The 18245-nt window shown below is 45.7% G+C and carries 17 protein-coding genes and 1 tRNA gene; 4 read left to right on the top strand and 14 right to left on the bottom strand.

Annotated elements, in window-relative coordinates; genetic code table 11:
• Window positions 1–9 precede the first annotated feature (9 nt).
• Together ABK01_RS01630 and ABK01_RS01625 are read left to right on the top strand one after the other, a co-directional pair.
• On the top strand, window positions 10–555 hold the full coding sequence (locus tag ABK01_RS01630; RefSeq protein ID WP_253675991.1) for a 4'-phosphopantetheinyl transferase family protein: 546 nt from the start codon (window positions 10–12) through the stop codon (window positions 553–555).
• An 11-nt stretch (window positions 556–566) separates the two neighbouring features.
• Window positions 567–860, top strand: a complete 294-nt coding sequence (locus ABK01_RS01625) for a hypothetical protein (protein WP_253675990.1) — start codon at window positions 567–569, stop codon at window positions 858–860.
• Window positions 861–912: 52 nt separating this feature from the next.
• Here the strand turns inward: ABK01_RS01625 and ABK01_RS01620 are convergent.
• The 7 genes from ABK01_RS01620 to ABK01_RS01590 all read right to left on the bottom strand — a co-directional run bounded on the left by ABK01_RS01620 (window position 913) and on the right by ABK01_RS01590 (window position 8107).
• Window positions 913–985: transfer RNA gene (locus ABK01_RS01620), tRNA-Lys, on the bottom strand.
• 279 nt (window positions 986–1264) lie between these two features.
• Entirely contained in the window at window positions 1265–1495 is a 231-nt protein-coding gene (locus tag ABK01_RS01615) for a hypothetical protein (protein ID WP_212565791.1), read from the bottom strand.
• A 92-nt stretch (window positions 1496–1587) separates the two neighbouring features.
• On the bottom strand, window positions 1588–3225 hold the full coding sequence (locus ABK01_RS01610) for an SH3 domain-containing protein (RefSeq protein WP_253675989.1): 1638 nt from the start codon (window positions 3223–3225) through the stop codon (window positions 1588–1590).
• Complete coding sequence (locus ABK01_RS01605; RefSeq protein ID WP_253675988.1) at window positions 3177–3773, bottom strand: tetratricopeptide repeat protein; 597 nt, start codon at window positions 3771–3773, stop codon at window positions 3177–3179. The genes ABK01_RS01610 and ABK01_RS01605 overlap by 49 nt, the downstream gene beginning before the upstream one ends.
• Window positions 3774–3843: 70 nt before the next feature.
• Complete coding sequence (locus ABK01_RS01600) at window positions 3844–4806, bottom strand: vWA domain-containing protein (RefSeq protein ID WP_253675987.1); 963 nt, start codon at window positions 4804–4806, stop codon at window positions 3844–3846.
• Complete coding sequence (locus tag ABK01_RS01595; protein WP_253675986.1) at window positions 4806–5804, bottom strand: VWA domain-containing protein; 999 nt, start codon at window positions 5802–5804, stop codon at window positions 4806–4808. Before ABK01_RS01595 ends, ABK01_RS01600 begins: the two co-directional genes overlap by 1 nt.
• 215 nt (window positions 5805–6019) lie before the next feature.
• Window positions 6020–8107: a methyl-accepting chemotaxis protein gene (locus tag ABK01_RS01590; RefSeq protein ID WP_253675985.1), complete on the bottom strand. Its 2088-nt coding sequence runs from the start codon at window positions 8105–8107 to the stop codon at window positions 6020–6022.
• Window positions 8108–8444: 337 nt separating this feature from the next.
• Here ABK01_RS01590 and rpsU point away from each other — a divergent pair, with 337 nt between their 5' ends.
• Together rpsU and ABK01_RS01580 are read left to right on the top strand one after the other, a co-directional pair.
• Window positions 8445–8654 carry a 30S ribosomal protein S21 gene (gene rpsU / locus ABK01_RS01585; RefSeq protein ID WP_253675984.1) on the top strand — a complete coding sequence of 70 codons (210 nt, stop codon included), beginning with the start codon at window positions 8445–8447 and terminating at the stop codon, window positions 8652–8654.
• A 482-nt stretch (window positions 8655–9136) separates the two neighbouring features.
• The gene (locus ABK01_RS01580) at window positions 9137–9793 is read left to right on the top strand and encodes an MBL fold metallo-hydrolase (protein ID WP_253675983.1); all 657 of its coding nucleotides are present in this window, start codon (window positions 9137–9139) and stop codon (window positions 9791–9793) included.
• A gap of 333 nt (window positions 9794–10126) precedes the next feature.
• On the opposite strand, the gene pbp4b is transcribed toward ABK01_RS01580, so the two are convergent.
• From pbp4b to ABK01_RS01545, 7 genes are all read right to left on the bottom strand, one after another.
• On the bottom strand, window positions 10127–12109 hold the full coding sequence (pbp4b, locus tag ABK01_RS01575; RefSeq protein ID WP_253675982.1) for a penicillin binding protein PBP4B: 1983 nt from the start codon (window positions 12107–12109) through the stop codon (window positions 10127–10129).
• On the bottom strand, window positions 12084–13133 hold the full coding sequence (locus ABK01_RS01570) for an SPOR domain-containing protein (RefSeq protein WP_253675981.1): 1050 nt from the start codon (window positions 13131–13133) through the stop codon (window positions 12084–12086). The genes pbp4b and ABK01_RS01570 overlap by 26 nt, the downstream gene beginning before the upstream one ends.
• A gap of 55 nt (window positions 13134–13188) precedes the next feature.
• The gene (locus ABK01_RS01565; RefSeq protein ID WP_253675980.1) at window positions 13189–13518 is read right to left on the bottom strand and encodes a hypothetical protein; all 330 of its coding nucleotides are present in this window, start codon (window positions 13516–13518) and stop codon (window positions 13189–13191) included.
• 20 nt (window positions 13519–13538) lie between these two features.
• Window positions 13539–14909, bottom strand: coding sequence for a tRNA (N6-isopentenyl adenosine(37)-C2)-methylthiotransferase MiaB (miaB, locus tag ABK01_RS01560; RefSeq protein WP_253675979.1), 1371 nt, complete (start codon window positions 14907–14909; stop codon window positions 13539–13541).
• Between the two features lie 91 nt (window positions 14910–15000).
• Window positions 15001–16464, bottom strand: coding sequence for a D-alanyl-D-alanine carboxypeptidase family protein (locus ABK01_RS01555; RefSeq protein ID WP_253675978.1), 1464 nt, complete (start codon window positions 16462–16464; stop codon window positions 15001–15003).
• Between the two features lie 43 nt (window positions 16465–16507).
• On the bottom strand, window positions 16508–17410 hold the full coding sequence (locus ABK01_RS01550) for a M23 family metallopeptidase (RefSeq protein ID WP_253675977.1): 903 nt from the start codon (window positions 17408–17410) through the stop codon (window positions 16508–16510).
• Between the two features lie 367 nt (window positions 17411–17777).
• Window positions 17778–18038, bottom strand: coding sequence for a hypothetical protein (locus tag ABK01_RS01545; RefSeq protein WP_253675976.1), 261 nt, complete (start codon window positions 18036–18038; stop codon window positions 17778–17780).
• Window positions 18039–18245 lie beyond the last annotated feature (207 nt).

The raw sequence follows: 18245 nt of genomic DNA, 5'->3' as shown, positions 1-18245 counted from the left end.
TATACGACAATGACGGAGCTGTGGATTTGCCGGCATAAGGGATTATCCTCTGAACAAGAGCGCACACTGGCAAAGGGATTGCTGAAAACCATACTTGCTGAGCGGATTCCGCATTGTCCTGTGCAGCTTTTGTTTGAATACGGAAAATACGGAAAGCCGTACCTAAAAGATGGAGCGCTGTATTTCAGTTTATCATATACGCATGGAGTGTGCCTCATTGCGCTATCCGATAGTGAAATCGGCGCTGATATTGAGCGGTTGCGCGCTGCAAAACCGAATGTTGCAAGCCGCTGTTTTACCGATGCCGAAAACAGCTATCTTTACCAAAATATGGAGCTGTTTGATCAACGATTTTACGAGTTGTGGACACAAAAGGAAGCATATCTCAAATATACGGGGGAAGGCTTTTACCGCTCACCCAAAAGTGTAGATGTTTTATCTTGTCCTATTCGCCGCAGTCTCTATACGTTGACGGTGAACGATGTAGTCATCTCCTTGTGCGGAAAAAATATACAACCGGTTTCGGTTTATAAGGTCCCTTTACAAGGAAATTAAGAAGGTACTCTATGAAAGAAAATACTGTGATGCTTTGCGCTATCGGTGCGCTCTTGCTTATCATGTTGACGGCATGGATTATCAATCTTGTACGGGCGGCAAAAAACAAGCTGCCGATGCGCTGGTTGGAACGTGTTGTATATATATCCGGCATTATTTGTGTCGGATTAAATGCAATCCGCAGTTGGCGCCTCTACGAAAACAGCATCGGTATCTTTATCGTCGCTCATGCGATTGCGCTTTTCAGTATTCTGTCGGCATTTATCCGCTCGGAACGGCAGCGTAATGAAAAAGATAAATCCTAAAATTGCCGAACGTGTAAAAAAAAAGACTACAAATAGTTTTGCAGTCTTTTTTTGAGCTATGATGGATTCGAACCATCGACCCACGCCTTAAAAGGGCGTTGCTCTACCTACTGAGCTAATAGCCCATATCTTGAAATAACAGGGCAAGTATATAGGATATTGATTGCTATGTCAATAGCCTTTTTTTAAAATGCCGAGAGCTATAAATACTAGACCTATTCGATAACTGTGTTTCGAATAGGTCGATGAACTCTTGCATCGCACAATTTAGAACATCGCATTTCAAGGTAACCTGTTCAGAAACGGAAGTTTCCGAACAGATTTACTTTTATTTCGGTATTCCTGTTACCGATTTTTATGTTAAAGACGGGGTGCCGAGAACTTGCCCCCCTGCCTTTTTCCCGCTATTTTACAACATGGCGTCCTGATGGGGATGCCGGACAACTTATTCCTGCTGAGGTAACAATTCTATCACCGAGAATGCTTATTTGACGTCCGCAATGAATACAGTGAACACCGTCATATACGGCAATATGCTTTTTTGTCGGGTTCTTGGTACAAACAATATCACCGGTCGCTGATACTAAGTTATGACCGACCGGTTTTATATCTTGCTCACAAAATCTACATTTCATAAAAATCTCCTGTAAAAAGCAATGCTTATTCTTTCTATCATTTTTTAGGAGAGAAATCAACATACCCCGACGCGCGAATCAACAACCCCGACTTAATTGTATCGGATAACCGATTGCAGCGGTATCCAGCCGGTAACCCCGACGGCGGTTTTAATGTAGTACCATTGCGGCGCCTTGCGCATGATGATAACACTTTCACCTGCCGAAAGCCGGTGCACGATACTACCGGTATGTTCCGGTATACGCCGCACCGCAATTTCGCCGGAGTCCTCAATGCACACGCCTTGCGGCCGTAGTATGAGCCGAAACAGTACGGCGGTGAGGCTTCCGCTGCACAATGCGATGATGATACAAAGCAGCATAAACCGCTTTTTATTGCGGAAACCGCACACTGCCGCACCGATCAGCAGCAAACCTGAGATTGCCGCCGTTAGAATACCGAGCAGGCGCGGATACAGCGGCAACGGATGCGCAATCTCCAACGCAGCTTCCAACTTTCTGCGTTCACGACGGATTGCGGGAGAAAAAAGCGCCGCGGCTTCCTGCTTACGGTAATCAGCTATCTGTTTTGCCGCGGCGCTTTTTTCTTGCTCGGTCATAGTGCTGCCGCTGTACTGCGTTTCAGGCGGGAGCGCCTGAAACGCAGCGGCGGTGAAGCCGCCCGCGCCGCCTTTACCGGCGACCTCGGTAATTGCCTGCCGGTCAATGCGGTACGTAGCAGGAGCGCTGAATGCTTTTCCGCCCGCTGTAAAAAATATCTGCGCTTGGGGAAGGCTTTGAACACCTATCCGCAAGGGTATCAAACTAAAGGCGGCAAGAACATAATGCTCGTCATCGGGGTATTCGTACGGAACGGAAGCGGTCGACATGAACGGCAGTTCTGTGAGTGCAAGCGGTTTCAGCGCGGCGCTTTCGGAAGGAGCGCATTCGATACGGACTATTTCAGCCGGTAACGGCAGCTCACTGTGCATATTCCGAACAGCGGCGCCCCTTCGGCCATCTTGTGGTTGGGCTGATTCGGAGCCGATTCCTGCAGAACCGGAAACTTCTGATCGACCGGCTTCGGAACGGGGCGCTTCGAGGTGGGAGTATTCTGCTTGCTCAGAGGCGGTTTGTAAAGCGTGTCGGTAGCGCTCGGTATATCCTGCCGAATAAAAGGCTGCGGTTAAACACAGGATGTATTCGGTGCCTTGTTCAAGGGCTGCGCCGTCCGCAATCGGCAGACCGCTTGAAGAATACAGCGTCCACACAAACGGCGTATGCTCCGAAAGCCGCGGCCGGTGTACGGTTATATCCAGCGGTGTCAGCTCGACCGTTTGCCGTTTCCATTGCAGCTCCGGCTCGAACCGGAACCTGCCTGTTTTGTTAAAACGATACCGATAGCGCAGGTGTAGGCCGTCTCGTTCGGGGATTGCACTGCTCTGTATCAGCTCTGCCGTATCGTTCTCCCGCTCGAGGATAAATCGCGGCGTATTGCCATTATTCTTCTGCAAATACGGAGCTTCTCGTTTGATGATAACTTCAATTTCAAATTCACGATCAATTGATAATTCGGTACCGTCTATTTTGAGTTCCATAAAATGCTTAGCATAATCGCTTTGCTGCCCATAGAGGATTGCGGCTGCACAAAAGAAAAAAAAGAGTGTTGCCGGCTTCGCGACTAGCCTGCATACTAAAGGTACTAATAATCGTTTATCGCCGGTTCCGATTCGCGCTGTGTTTTTTTCCATTCGGTTTGCTCTCTTTTGCGAATAATATCTAAGATAATCGAATCCGTCAGATCGGCTTCGGGATCTTCGGTAGCATTTTGCGGAGCTTGATGCTGCATCTCTCGCTGTGTGTCGCTCAACTTTTTGCTCAACTCGTAATTAATCTTAGCCGCCGTATCGCGGCCGGAAAGCTCCAATGATTTTCGGAACAATGCCGCCGCTTCCGCATAATCCTTTGCATGAAACGCAATAATGCCTTGTTGATAAAACCGATGCGCCCGTAAAATATCCGGAGCGGTTTCGAAACCATTTTGTAATTTTCCGGACGCAGCCTCATCTTCTCCCTGCATCAGATATGAAGAGGCAAGCGCAAAATCCGTGTACGGTTTTATGGTCTCATCGGATAATTCCGCCGCTAAACTTTCAGCCTCATAAAAATACAACACGGCATCGTTCCAATCGCTCCGCATCCATGCGAGTGTTCCTTTTACGTGTGCAATTTTGGTTTGCTGTTCTGCGCTACAGCCCGATAGGACAAACATCGTCATCAGTAAAAAAATAAAACTCACCGACAAAAATGATGATCTACATAACGATGATAATAATGTTAAAAGTGATGATATGGCGGCAGCCGGACGTCTACATTTTTTTAGCACGGATACCTCCCGCACAAAGACCGAGACAAAAAAAGAGGAGCGCCATCGCCGTACACTCAAATGTCCGCCGTACCGGTTTTTGCACATATCGTATTTTCTCGCTTTCGGCATCGCCTTCCGTCAGCGATTGCAGCACCTTCTGAGCCGAACCGAGGTCGGCAGCGGAAATATAAAAACTTCCGTTTAAGGCTTGCTCCGCATAGCGTTTAAGAATAGCTTCCTCCAATGCACTTTTTTGCACGACCGATTCGTGTCTTTCATTCAAGACGGAGAGCGTACCGCCTGTTTCCGTTCCAAAGCCGATGATAATCAGTTGAACATTTTCTTGCCGATACCGCGGAAGAATACGCGGCACCGAACCGATTGTTTCACCGCCGTCGGTACACAGCACAACCGTTTTTCCGGTTAATCGATTTTCGGGGAATGCCTCCAATGCGACACGCAGCCCGTGTTCAAGATTGCTGCCTGCCGAGGTTGCATTGAACGGCGACAGCGTTTCCGCTGCGGTCAGTACACTCTGATGATTAAAACTCAACGGTACGGCAAGCGTACCCAGTCCCTTTATCGTAACGAGTCCGCAGGCAGTTTCCGGCAAGCGTTCTATCAAAAAGGAAACATAACGCTTTGCAAATTCGAGCCGGTTCGGTGCGATGTCGGCGACGGTCATACTGCGCGAAATATCAACGGCAAAGATAACTGCATTCCCGTGTTTAACTACGGTGGTTTGTTTTGTGCCCCAGAGCGGTACTGCTGCAGCAATACTGAGAAACAGCCAGCCGATACTCCAAAGCGCCGTTCGGATTCGCAGTGTCCGTATAATGGCGTGAATCTCTCCCGCTGCCGCGTAGCTTTCTCTTAATTTTTTTATGCGATACAGCGTAACGGCGCAGGCAGGCAGAATAGCAATGATGCACAACAGGAAAAACGGTTTTTCAAATTCAATCATTATGACACCGCCTGCATTCCGATTCTACGGAGCAGCCATGCTCCTACCGCGCAGCTCATTGCAATCAATAAAAACAGCCCGTCAAGGTACGTGTATTTACGCATCGTCATTGAAGGAGGCGTCGCCGGTATTTTTTGAATAAATCGATTAAAAATATCCGTTAATAATTCGGGAGACTGTGCCGAAAAATAGCGGCCGTTACCGTAACCGGCAATTTTTTGCAACTCTGCTTCATTAAACATGGTATTGAGCGTACCGGAAATTTCTTTTTTTTGAATGGGATCAATATATTTAACCGGCGCATATCCCGACTTCCCCAACCCGATAATGTAAAACCCGATTTTTTTATGCTTGATGATATCCGCGGCCGCGCGGGGATGCACCTCTCCGGTGTTGTTATCTCCGTCGGTAAAGAGAATGATATGTGAGGGAATCGCGGAATACTGCGTCAGATGCAGCACGGCAGAGGCAAGCCCCATACCGATTGCCGTTCCGTCACCGAATTCACCGACTTGCAGTTGATCCAACCGAGTCAGAAACGTGTGCCGATCGATTGTCGGCGGAATGAGTACGGCGGCGGAACTTCCCAGCGCGGTAAGTCCTAACGAATCGCCTTCATATTTTTCCGCAAAGGACTTGATAATCTGCTTCGCCGCCTCAAGCCGTGTCTGTGTTCCCATGTCCTGTGCCGCCATCGAGGGGCTGGTGTCGATGACAAACATCAGCGCCTGTCCCGAACCGGCATACATCGCTTCGGAAGTTTGCCGTACCGGTTCCGCAAGCGCTGCAACGGCGAACACAAAGGCTGCCGCAAGGGTGTACTGGGAGATACGGTGCACAAGATACACCCGCAGATTTTTTTCTGGAACAAATCCGTTCCAATTTCCGAGCGGCAGCGATATCGATACCGCTTGCAATCTCCCCGTCCGCCGGAGCAGTACAAAAGTCGGCAGTAACAGCAGGAGGAAAAAAGAAAGCGGTCGTTGAAAATTCAGCACACGGATGTCCTTATCACGGGGGTAATTTTACGGGTCTGTGTGCGTTTATGCAAGGGTACGCATTGCATCCATGACAAAGCTTCATAGATATGCAGATTATTCAAATCGCTGAAAATACTGATCTTGCTAAACTTGGTAACCTACGAGAATCCCCCCCATATCCGCCAAGAGCGCGAAAAGAGAATTGTTAAATAAAGCGAATTTATGAGCAATACTTACACTTTGAATTTCCCGATTTCATCAACCAATCGATTGATGCTTTCTTTATTTCGTTCCGTAAATGACTTTACTCCGTAGATGGCATCGTTAATCTGCATAAAATTTGAAGCCATTTCTTCCATACGGCTTTGAAGGGTTTGCGTAACTTTATCTAAGTTTCGTACCTCATCCATAACCTTTTCACTCCCGCCGGAGATTTCGGCAGAGCCTTGCTGAACCGATTGCGTTACCGCATTTATATCCTGCATGGAAGTCAGCACTTCTTTACCGGCTTTTGACTGCTCCGTCATCGAAAATGCAACCATAGAAGCTGATTCCTGTACTGCATCAGTATGCCCCGAAATAACGGTAAATTTTTCTACCGCCAGTGAGGCTGCCTTTACCAGTTGATCTATCTCGGCGGTTATCATCTTTAGAGTTCCGCTGATGGTTTTTCCTTGTGCGCTCGATTCTTCTGCCAGTTTCCGTATCTCATCGGCGACAACAGCAAACCCCTTTCCTGTCTCTCCGGCGTGAGCAGCCTCAATCGCAGCATTCATTGCCAACAGATTTGTTTGCGAGGCGATATTTTCAATGACATTTGAAGCTTCAAGCAAACTGCCCGATTGTTCTGCAATCTTTTGCGAAATGGCATTTGTCTCCACAAGGGTATTTTTACCGTCGACTGTTGCCGACGAAAGTGACTGAAGCGCCGTATTTGCCTTTTGCACGCTCGCAGTAACTGCTTGGATATTTGCAACCATTTGCTCTACCGCAGAGGAAACATCGCTGACATCGGAAGATTGTCCCTCAATCGACGTATTTAATTCACGTATGGCTTCAATAATTTGTGCGATAGCACTGGATGTTTCCGAAACACTATGTGCTTGATTATCAGCTGTAGCATGGAGACTGTCTATTTCACTTGCAATCTGAGTAATAGCACCGTCCGCCTTTTGCATCTCCAGAAAAAGATTTTCACCGATGCTCGTCATATTATGCGCTTCATCTTTGACTTGTTTAAATAACTTCCGCATCGTACCCGTTGTATGATTCAAATAATTACCGATTTGACCTATTTCATCCTTATGGGTATCCGCTTGTACGGTCAGATTTCCTTGCGCAAGTGACCCTAACACGCCCCCAATATCGATAATCCGTTTTGAGGTACTCCGCGCATTCAGTGCAATCAGCAGCGACACCAAAAGCAGCATTATGATTATTGCAACCGTAGAATCCAGCACAATACTAAATACTGATGGTAAAAAATCTTTAATCGGCGCCGTCAACACAATACTATAAGGGAAATCTTTAGATGCAGCTTTTTTTGCATAGATCATTTTTCCCGACTGTTTGTCATGCCACATACCAAGATGGGTAAAACCCGGCACCGACTGCGCTTCGGCAGGGATATAGTCTTGCAAACGTTTACTGAATACATCATCGTTTGATGAGATAACGATATTTCCATCAGAATCAACCAGATACAGTGTTGAATGTGCACTCGGTACTGCTTGCTTTAAGCTCTCCACGGATGTTTCCAAGCTCAGGCCGACGCCTGCAACACCGATAATGTGTTTTTGCGCGTCAAAAACTTGCGCATTAATCCATAAAGCGGTAAGACCGGTTTCTTTATTTTTATTGATAAAAAAAGTGATTGGATCCTTGAGCTGCAAAGTTGTATAAAACCATGTGTCAGAATCATTTTTGGTACTCAACTTTCCTACTTTCACTACTCTATTTGCGTCAGACTGATAGTTGGTTTCTGCTCGGGCGCCGGCAATAAATACTGAAATGATATTGTCTTTTGAAGCAAGCTTCTGAAAATCCCTCATTACATCGGTTTTAAGATTTCCTTCCGGCTGCCCCTGATCAACCCAGCTGATAAGGTTATGGTTTTCCGACCAATTCTGTGCAGCAGAAAACCCTCTAATAAAAGCAACTTCTAAATTGATTGCGGCGGAATCGAGCATTGCATGAGTGTCTTCATAAAACCGGTGCTCGAATTTTTTGCGAACCGACAAAACCATAAAGGTAAGGCTGAGCGAAGCTGTAACAAGTACGGCAATCATCATAAAAAGCGTAAGTTTAGAGCGTATGGACATAGTATCTCTCCTGACATTTTCCGGCGTTCCTGCCCGGACAGTATTCTTACTTTGAAACTTTTTTTCTAACGATTTGTATTATGACTATTAGAAGTGTTCTACTTTTGAAATATGCAGCTCCATAACATTCATCCGCTATTCATCGAGCCGCTACCGATAGCATCAGTATATTTTCAGTGTATATCGATCTAATGTAAAAGTCAAGCAAACTTTTTGAAAATACTTACCGTATCGAAACAACCGAGCAGTCAAAAACCGCCTGCTTGACAGAAAGATATAAAATCATTATTGTATAAAGAGATACTAAGGATATAATCCATTGGAGGTGATTCTGTAAGTGGCAAGTATCATTATCGATGATTCCGAAAACCTTGAAAAAGCGATTAAGCGTTTTAAGCGACAAGTTGAAAAAGAGGGAATTATCCGCGAGTGGAAAAAGCGCGAATACTATGAAAAGCCGTCTACTATTTTAAATAGAAAGAAGAAAGCTCTTCAGCGCAAATTAATGAAAAAAAACCGCAAGTCGTATGATTCAAAATCATACTAATTTTTAACAATCAACAGCAAAGCCGATTCATCGATTTTTTTATCTTATTTATACTGAATTGATAATCGGCTTTGTAATCCTCCTGCAAAAAATTTTAAACAAAATTTTTTGTATTTTTTTACAGATTTTCCGTAAGTCTTTTGAAATAGACGGTATAGATACCTTGCCAGCAAATGTACATCCGTGCACATTTGCTGGCAACGAGTTTTTGCAAAGCAAAAACGTCGCTGATGTACGGGGACGTCCCTGTCCGTTCTGATACGTTGAGGATTTGCAGTAGCGGCATGGATGCCGCGCGTATTAAGCAGAAACAAGTTTGACACCGGTCAAACTTGTGTTCAGCGAAGTACACGGACGTACTTCGCTGAACGAGTGACAACGCAGATGTGCCGTATATTTCAAAAGGACCCAATATTGTTTTAATCCATAAAATCGCCTATACTATTCTCAACCATCCTCAAAGCTTGTAAAAGGACTTTATCATGGAATATTCAATAGAAAAGTTTGAAACCGGCTACCTTATGGTCAATACGTGGGTATTCCCGTTGAGCAAAGAAAGCGCTGCCATAATCGATCCGGGCGGATTGAGTCCCGAATTATCCCAGTATCTATATAAACTTAATCCTACGCATCTTGAAATTATGCTGACACACGGACACTTTGACCATGTCGGTGGCTTGCCTGCTCTCGTACGAAAGTATCCCGATTATCGCTTGTGGATTCACGAAAATGATGCCGCATACCTCGGAAAAGCCGGTATGGAAATCCATTTAAAAAGTTTTGGGCCGCTCCATGTTCAAAAACTGATAGAGCCGTTGGAAAAAAATCCGCTTCCGGAACCGACAGATTTTTATAAAGAAGGAGACAGCGTAAACGGCTTTACCGTGCTGCATACACCCGGCCATACACAAGGCTCTGTTTGCTTGTGGAACGAAGAAGCCGGTATTCTTTTTAGTGGGGATACCCTTTTCTACGGCTCCCGCGGCAGAACCGATTTGCTTGGCGGTAATGAGATGCAGATATGCCGGTCGCTCAAGCGGCTTTTTACCGAACTGCCGGAAAATACACACGTTTATCCGGGGCACGGCTCAAATACGACGATTGAATTTGAAAAGAAATATCAAGGTGCGTACGTGTAAATGTCAAGTAAACGCATCAGATCCCTTTTGAAAACATGCGGGCATCTACTTCGTTATTCCACAAAAATTAGTCCTCGACGTGCAAAAAGCACGCCTGCGGGTAATTTTTGCTCATGCCTCGTATCTGCCTCACCTCTTTTCAAAAGGCTAACGGAAAAATTATTTTTAACCATTAGCCCCCATTATTCTGCGCTTTTTATCTATTCTGTCTGATGCATTTACCCTTCTCGTGAAAAAATTGTACGAAATTTTTGACAAAATTTCGTACAAAGGCAAGCAATCGCTTAACACGTTTCGGATGCGATTGCTCTTAGTGTAAAGGCGCTTCCGTTTCTATAGCCGGCCGTCAACAATTTTGAGAATCTGTGCAGCCTTCTCAGTCTTGAGAAATTTTCGCAAGCCGGCAGACTTTCGAGCGCGTTGTTTTACGATTTTCATAATTGCCGCAAGATCATTGATATAGCCTTGGTTGTTAAAGGCTGAAATTTGCCGCAGCATTTCATATTTCTTTTCGGCAAGTTCGATGAGCATACTCTCCAGCTGCGCTTGCGTCGGCTGACGAAACGCCTCGTAAATAAGTGCCGTGATCGCCCCATACCGCTTTGCCAAATAATAATCGCCCTCGAATCGGCTGTTACGGGTGTTATGCGCCGGAACCGTATTTTTTGCATTGGTTAATAAAATGATGATAAGATGTTCGACAGGATCGATAATGGTAAGCGTTCCCGTCCAGCCGGTATGCCCGAAGGTTCCGGCAGAGGCAAAGGGCGAAAAAGCCCAACTGTATTCCTGCACTCCCTGCCGCCGCCAACCGAACCCGATGCTTGAAACAAGAGACTGTTGCGCCGTAAAATATCCTGCAACGGACGGATCGAAAAACCGTTTGACACCATATCCTCCGTTATTCAGCATTACTTGAGCAAGCACTGCAATACTTTCCGCATTTGCAAACAACCCCGCATGCCCACTAATCTCTTCCATTGCCGTATACGCTTCAGAGTCATGTACAGTTCCATGAATGAGTTCCGTGATTTGTGTGCTATCAATAGCATCTTGAGTGCGCGGTTTTGCACGAATTTCCGTTGCGGCAATCTCATCGAGTGTAAAACCCTGCCGGAGCGGTGTAAAACAAATTCTATCCAAACCAAGCGGGCGGTAAAAATTGTCGGCAACATATTCCGCCAGCCCCACCCCCGTTACCTTTTCGATAATATAGGTAAGCAGCATATAGTTGATATCCGAATAGATCATTGTCGTCCGAGGTTGATACACAAACGGAGTTTCCATAATCAAGTCAAAGGTATGCTCACGATAGCTTTTTTTTGAAACATTTTTAAGTTTCTTAATTTTCTGCGAATACGCCCTTCCAGCGGGAAATCCCGATTGGTGAGTAAGAAGATCAAAGATCGTAATATCGGCTTTGCCTTTTATTTTACTCTTCTTAGTATCAACAAATTGCGGGAAAAAATGGTGAACGGTATCAGTGAGCGCAAGGCGCCGTTCGGAAATCAGTTTTTGAACGGCAAAATTAACCGCATACATCTTTGTATTGCTTGCAAGGTCAAATAAAGTCTTTTCCGTTACAGGAATCACTTCGTCAAGCGGATTGCCTGCGCTGTCAACCCTGCTGATGGCGCCGTAAGCGCTGTTCTTAATCATCATGCCGTCTTTAATAATGACAAGCTGAGCGCCGGGAAACCCCGCCTCCATTTCTGCAGTCAGCAGCTGATCCACTATTTCAAGCGTTTCGGTTGAATACGGTGCATCTTTCTGTTGTTTTTTTAAAGCCTCCTGCGAATTTGAAAGCGGCAGAATAACAGGGTAGGGTATCTTTACCTGTAATGAAGGTTGTTCTTGTGCCGTACCGTTTCCGGCAGGAGTAAGCGCCGCAATATAGAGCATATTTCTACCGTTTTGAATATACGGCGATGCATCAAAGCACATCGGTTTATCCGTACAAAGAGATTTTGTCGGAATTTTTCGGTTATTGATGTACAAATCAAAAGAAGCAAGTCCATGCGCCCAAAAATAAATACGAGCCTGTCCTTTATACGCGGTAAAGGCAAGATAGTTATTCGGTAAAATAGAATCATCGTATTCCTTCATCGGGATCGGAAATATCTGTTCTGCTTGCATTTGTGCATCGGCAGAAAATACCGCTTCGATCATTTCGGCAGTATCGGTAGGCAACAAGCTGTCGTATTTATGGGCAGAGGCAGAAGCGCATCCCAAAAGGCTCAACAGAAAATATGAAATAACAACCGATACAGCAAACGGCCAAAGGAAAAATCTATGGGAAAATCGGAAAGGCTTCATATCCGGCATCCTTTAACCGGAGCCCCATATCTCCGGCAGCGTTCTCTTTAACAAGTACGGCAAAATAAACAGTACCGCTGGGACGCGTTTCTTCTTTTATAATGGGAGTAAAATGTTTTTTTTGCAAATCGGCGGCAAGCGCTTCCGCATATTTTTTTGTCTTATAAAATCCAAGCTGATAATAGGAAGGCTTAGCCTGTGTTTCGGAAACCGCTGCCGGTTTTGAGGATTGAGTAGAAGCTGCCTCTGCTTTTGATGCAGCGCTCGATTGTACTGAAGCTTTTGTCGTTTCCGATGAGGTTCTTGCTTTAGAGGATGTGCTTGTTTTAGAAGCTGAACTGCCGGCAGCCGGTTGCTGAGCAAGTCCGCTTCTCGGCATTAAGTACCAAAAAGTTGACGGTTGCACTGTAACGGTTCCATTGACGGCCGCCGCTTCCATACCGGCAGGGTACTCTTTCAGCAGCCGCTGCTTTGCATCCTCATCACCATTGACCCACCAGAGTGTAAACAGCAATGCAGGATGATATTCCGAAAAAGCCTTTTTCTTAGTATAGGCGGTAATGAGGGGTACAGCTCGATCAGCCCGGTCTTCGGCGAGCAGTCTCCACGTATCATACACGGCGGCTCTCCGATAATATGGATCTTCATCGCTCACCGGTAGCGCGGCGGCGATTTCACTTAACAGGCTTCGGGCAGAATCCATACTGCCGCCGCAAAGCAACACACGAACCGCATCCAATAAAAGCGCAGTTTTTTTATCGGTAGTATCGAACCCCGCCGCCTGCCGGTAACAGTCCGCCGCATTGGAATAATTCCCGTTATGTTGTTCATACTCTGCCAACAGCGTCAGCGCTTGAACTTTTGCCTGAGCATTCGGGAGTGTCGCCAAATTCTTTTCAAAAAATTGCCGGACAGCCGCATCTGTCTTTTGTGCAAAAGCTTTTTGCGCCAAAGTTTGCACGGCGGGCTGCAACGCCGGTTCCGAAGATTCCGCAAAGGCTCCGGCAGCGGCATTTATCATCATTGCTCCGACGATAATGATAAAAAAAAGATATGGTTTTTCGAATCCTAAACAGCAGCTACGCATCCTGCTTTGCCGTCCCGTTCTCTTCGGAATGTTTCTTTTTCCCGAACCAACGGCGTTTTTCAGGTTTTAATTCAACTTTTTCAACATCATGGTACAAAGCCGCTTGCTTTTCAGCCTTCTTCATTTTATGACGACTGCTGATAAGAAAGGGCAGCACCGCAATATTCCCAAACAAAAATGCAAACAACATACTTAAAAAAATCGGCACATCTTTGAATACGTAAAAAATTACGGAAATATCGCAACGATTTGATAGATTAAACCCCATAAACAGCGCAAGCATCAGTATTACAAGAATAAAATACAATAACTTTCCCGGCATTATATCCTCCCGTAGAATCCCTACACGACAGGGACAGCCCTAAACGTTTTCCCTTTTATGGATTGTAATTGAACTTTCATAAAATGTCCAATATGTTTCGGATCACACTTTTCCGCAAGCACAGTCATCTCCCCCTGTTCGGTATGCCCGAACAATTCATCGGGATTATTTCTCGACTGCGATTCAACCAACATCATAACGGTTGAACCAACCCGTTGCTGCATTTTAAGATCGGTAATATGTTGCTGTAAATCGATAACCTGTTGCAGCCGGTTAATCCGCTCGACATCGGGAATCCGGTCGGGAAAATCGTACGCTTTGGTCCCTTCACGCGGATTATAATGATACATAAAAGCCGAATCAAACTGCACCGTCCTCATCAAGTTGAGCGTTTTTTCAAACTCTGCCTGTGTTTCTCCCGGAAACCCGATTAAAATATCGGTTGTCAGTACAATATCCGGTATCCGTTTACGGAGCTTTTCAACAATAGTAAGGTATTGCTCAACAGTATACCGCCGGTTCATTCGCGCAAGAATTTCATTGGAGCCGTTTTGTACCGGCAAATGGAGCGATTTACATATCCTCGGATCCGCCGCCATCACCTCAATCAGCTCATCCGATAAATCTTTCGGATGACTTGAAATAAAGCGTATCCATTTAATAACGTCCTGTTCGGCACACGTCGCTGAAACCGCACGAAGCAAAGACGGAAAACTCGCCGCTGCTCCCGTGACAGGGTCAACTCCGTGATACGAATTGACATTCTGCCCCAACAGCGTAATTTCCCGGACATTCTTTCCGCTTAAAAACCGAATCTCATCCAAAATGCTTTCAACCGGACGGGAAATTTCCCTCCCACGGATATACGGCACAATGCAGTACGTACAAAAATTATTACAGCCGTTCATAATCGGGACAAAGCTTTGAAAAGCCCCTTCGGTATACGAACATTTGGAAAAATGATAGCGCTGTTCATTACTGGACTGCGGGCTAAGCGCCGTCAGCTCAGCGACTCCTTCCTTCGTGCCTTCCCAAAGCGTTTCCCTTTCTACTGCATCGAAGATTGCTGTAAATTGATCCCGTTCAAACATCCCGACGACATAATCAAGCAACGGGAATTTTTCCTTTATCTCATCATGTAGCCGCTGTGCCATACAACCCATTAAGACAATCGTAAAATTCCGCTTCTTTTTCATTGCAGAAAAAAGACCGAGCCGCCCGAATACGCGGGTTTCGGCGGTTATTCGCACCGAACAGGTATTCACAATCAGCAAATTGCAGTGCTGTATATCTTTGGCAGCCTCCCAGCCGCGTTCCCGCAAGAGCTGTTCCAATGCCGCAGATTCGGCAAAGTTCATTTGACATCCATACGTTTCAATAAAGTATTTCAAAATATGTATTCCTAAAATTATCTATAAAATAAATAAGGCAGCTCTCAACACTGAGTTTTTTAGCGATGCCTAATATAAAAAGTTTTCCATCTTACCGACGATTTAAAAAGCGATGCAATTTTAATGCAAGATTATCATATTTCCAACGGAGAACGCTCCCTTTTTCAAGGGCTTTGTTTGCAATAAGCGGAAATTCGGCAAGCACCAGCGGTTTCCCCTCATCTTCCGTAAAGAATTGCACCTTTCCTATTTTTTCTCCTGCTGCAATGGGAGCGGCGAGCGCACCGGGCACGAGTATACGCGAATGAATTTCAGCAGTATTCGGTACGGTTTCACCTGACTCCGCATCGGAAAGAGGAACGGTAAAAGCTCCACCATTTCCGCCCGGATCGTCCGGCAGCGGCAGCAGCGCCGTTCTATTCGCCTGTTCTTTTGCCCCGACAACGGGAATAGCCGGAATATCCAATGGAAAGCTCTGTGCATATCTTGTGGAAAAGTGAGAAAACGCCCATTCCATCAATATTGTGCCGTTCTCTTCCCGTAGAGCCTTTCCCTCCGCCATACTTTTACCGGCGCCGCCTAAAATAACTGCAATGAATCGGATACCGTTCCGCTGTGCGGTAAGCGCAATATTAAAACCGGACTCATAAATGAACCCCGTCTTAATGCCATCGCAGCCGTCCAGTTTAGCCAACAGCGTATTCGTCGCCGGCTGGCGGATAATTGTTTGCGGTTTCAGCATATTATGCGGCTGCGGATAGCTGAATTCCCGCAGCGAGTGAAACTGTGCAAGGTGGTCGGGGTATTTCCGCACATACACTGCACAAAAACGGGCAAAATCGCGGGCGGTTGTGCGGTTATATTCGCTCAAACCGTTTGCATCCTCAAAGTGCGTATTTTGCAAGCCGAGCGCCGCGACGGCTTCATTCATCTGCCGAACAAAGGTCTCTACAGAGCCAGCCGTATGAATTGCAAGTGCCACCGCAGCGTCATTACCGGAAACGACCGCCATACCCCTCATCAGCTCTTCAACGGTTACCCGCTGATTTTTTCCTAAAAACATCAGCGATGACCCCGGCGGAATATTTACCGCCCACGATTCTGTAGGCGGCATGAGAGTGTCGGTCAAGTTGATTTCTCCCCGCTCAACAGCCTGCATCACCGTGTACATCGCAACCAATTTTGTTAATGAAGCAGGAGGAATACTTTGATCGGGATTTTTTTCGAATAAAAGAGCTCCGCTCGCAGCGTCCATCACAACAGCGGAACGAGCGCTTATTGCAGCCGGTTGCGGAATACCTTGCGTACAAGGTGCAAGGTGTAATAAAGGAGGAGTGTGAAAATATCTGCAAGCTTCGTTTCCGAGGGAATCGCGCGTAGCGGTTATATCTGCGCCGAAAGCTGCGTCCTGTTGCGCTTGTTCCTCCGGTAAGATAGTCAGTAATTGCGAACCGCGAACATACAGCGCAATGCCCGAAGCAATAATCCAACCGGCCGCTACGGCAACGGCTATGAGAATATAAAAACCGATTCTATGGGATTTTGTATTAGTCATGCGTCAATAATTATTGAAGGTGCAATCTTTCAACAGCGTGAGGCTAATTTAACAGGCCGGCAGGGTTAAGCGTCGCTCCGTTTCGATAAACGGTAAAATGAAGGTGTGGCCCCGTACTCATTCCGGTATTCCCAACCGTACCAATCTTTGAAGACACGGAAACAAAACTACCTTTGGAAGTAAGGATCGTATTAAGGTGTCCGTACAGCGTCTGATATCCCGAATGATGGCGAATCATCACATAATTTCCATATACGGTGCTGTATCCGGTCGCAATAACTTGTCCGTTCAATGCCGCATAAACGGCAGTACCCTTAGGAGCCGCCATATCCATACCGTTATGGAAACTCCGCTGACCGTTCAGGAATGGATTATCACGCCAGCCGTAACGGGAAGTGATATAATAACTGCTATGCAGCGGCCTTCGGAAAAGGTCTCCGTTGATTTCCTGCAAGGTAGCCCAATCGAGCTTGGCATCAGGTAAAAAGATAACGGAAGCTGTTTCTATCGTATTATCGGTGAGTGTATTTACTGTTGCCAGTTTTTCCAAGGATATTTTGTATTTATCGGCAATAGATTCAGGTGTATCGCCTTTTTTTACCGTATAGGAAATACCGTCTATCGACGGAATCTTTAATATCTGTCCGATTTGCAATGTCCGCGTATTTTTGAGTTTATTAAGGCTGATAATTGCATCTTGACTTACCCCGTATTCGGCAGCGATGGTGCCGACTATATCGCCTTGTTTAACCGAATATGCCCGATAATACAAGGACTGAGGAGCAGAAGGCGCCTCATGTTCTTCCGGTAGTTCAGCAGGTAGAGAGGTGCCGCCGCCCACACCATGGTCGAAAGCGTCATTTTTGCCGCTATCGGACGACCATAAAACGAGGAATACGGAAGCGAAACATATAATACCAAAAATAAAAATACGCGTTACTTTCATTGTAATAATCACTTAGGTCTATTTTATTATTATAGCATGCCTTGGGAAAAAATCAAGGGAACTTTTGCAAATATGCGGGGCATCTACTGCGTTACTCGTTCAACGAAGTACATCCGTGTACTTCGTTGAACACAAGTTTGATTGGTGTCAAACTTGTGTCTGCTTAATACGCGCGGCATCCGTGCCGCTTCTGAAAATCCTCAACGTATCAAAGATACGCCTGCGGTTAATTTTTGCTCGCGCCTTGTATCTGCCTCGCCTATTTGCAAAAGCGCTGGATATGCAGAACCGCCATGGACGGCGGTGGTTCTAAACAGTAGCGATGTTTTTGCGTAGCAAAAACTCGCGTTCAAAATTGATAAGGAGGTCAATTTTTGAACGTGCCACGGATACTCTTTCTATATGATACAAGGTAATCGATAAACGAGCCAACCGACAATAGGGCAGCAATCCAGTAAATACCTTTGTTAATAATAATCATCATATCGGTAACGGATTTTTCTGCAAGCGAAAATGCAATCAGCAGTTCAATAAGCAGCGTAAAACCTTCGGCGAGGATATAGCATACCGTTTTAGTCTTACCGCCTTTTTTCGCACCTATGGTAATACCATTGCCCCGTGCAAGCATCCGTAAAAATATATTCTATAAGGTGGTTGCAGTCGGTTTTAATACCTTCTGTTACGATGCGGCCTGTGAGCATTAACCCTGCACGAATAAAGAAATATTGATGGTGTTCAGTAATTGTGATACATTGATGGACATCTGAAAAAACTCAGGTATAGATTCGCTTCGCATCCTTCGAAATAGAAGATACCCTAAAGTTTATAACATTAA

Source organism: Treponema sp. OMZ 305 (assembly GCF_024181325.1).
GTDB lineage: Bacteria > Spirochaetota > Spirochaetia > Treponematales > Treponemataceae > Treponema.
This window is presented reverse-complemented; position numbering and strand designations above follow the sequence as displayed.

Excerpts from the sequence above, each read along its gene's own strand:
- ABK01_RS01630 (WP_253675991.1), top strand. The coding sequence starts at position 10 with ATGACGGAGCTGTGGATTTGCCGGCATAAGGGATTATCCTCTGAACAA.
- ABK01_RS01625 (WP_253675990.1), top strand. The coding sequence starts at position 567 with ATGAAAGAAAATACTGTGATGCTTTGCGCTATCGGTGCGCTCTTGCTT.
- ABK01_RS01615 (WP_212565791.1), bottom strand. The coding sequence starts at position 1,495 with ATGAAATGTAGATTTTGTGAGCAAGATATAAAACCGGTCGGTCATAAC.
- ABK01_RS01610 (WP_253675989.1), bottom strand. The coding sequence starts at position 3,225 with ATGGAAAAAAACACAGCGCGAATCGGAACCGGCGATAAACGATTATTA.
- ABK01_RS01600 (WP_253675987.1), bottom strand. The coding sequence starts at position 4,806 with ATGATTGAATTTGAAAAACCGTTTTTCCTGTTGTGCATCATTGCTATT.
- ABK01_RS01590 (WP_253675985.1), bottom strand. The coding sequence starts at position 8,107 with ATGTCCATACGCTCTAAACTTACGCTTTTTATGATGATTGCCGTACTT.
- ABK01_RS01580 (WP_253675983.1), top strand. The coding sequence starts at position 9,137 with ATGGAATATTCAATAGAAAAGTTTGAAACCGGCTACCTTATGGTCAAT.
- pbp4b (WP_253675982.1), bottom strand. The coding sequence starts at position 12,109 with ATGAAGCCTTTCCGATTTTCCCATAGATTTTTCCTTTGGCCGTTTGCT.
- ABK01_RS01570 (WP_253675981.1), bottom strand. The coding sequence starts at position 13,133 with ATGATGATAAATGCCGCTGCCGGAGCCTTTGCGGAATCTTCGGAACCG.
- ABK01_RS01565 (WP_253675980.1), bottom strand. The coding sequence starts at position 13,518 with ATGCCGGGAAAGTTATTGTATTTTATTCTTGTAATACTGATGCTTGCG.
- ABK01_RS01555 (WP_253675978.1), bottom strand. The coding sequence starts at position 16,464 with ATGACTAATACAAAATCCCATAGAATCGGTTTTTATATTCTCATAGCC.
- ABK01_RS01550 (WP_253675977.1), bottom strand. The coding sequence starts at position 17,410 with ATGAAAGTAACGCGTATTTTTATTTTTGGTATTATATGTTTCGCTTCC.
- ABK01_RS01545 (WP_253675976.1), bottom strand. The coding sequence starts at position 18,038 with ATGCTTGCACGGGGCAATGGTATTACCATAGGTGCGAAAAAAGGCGGT.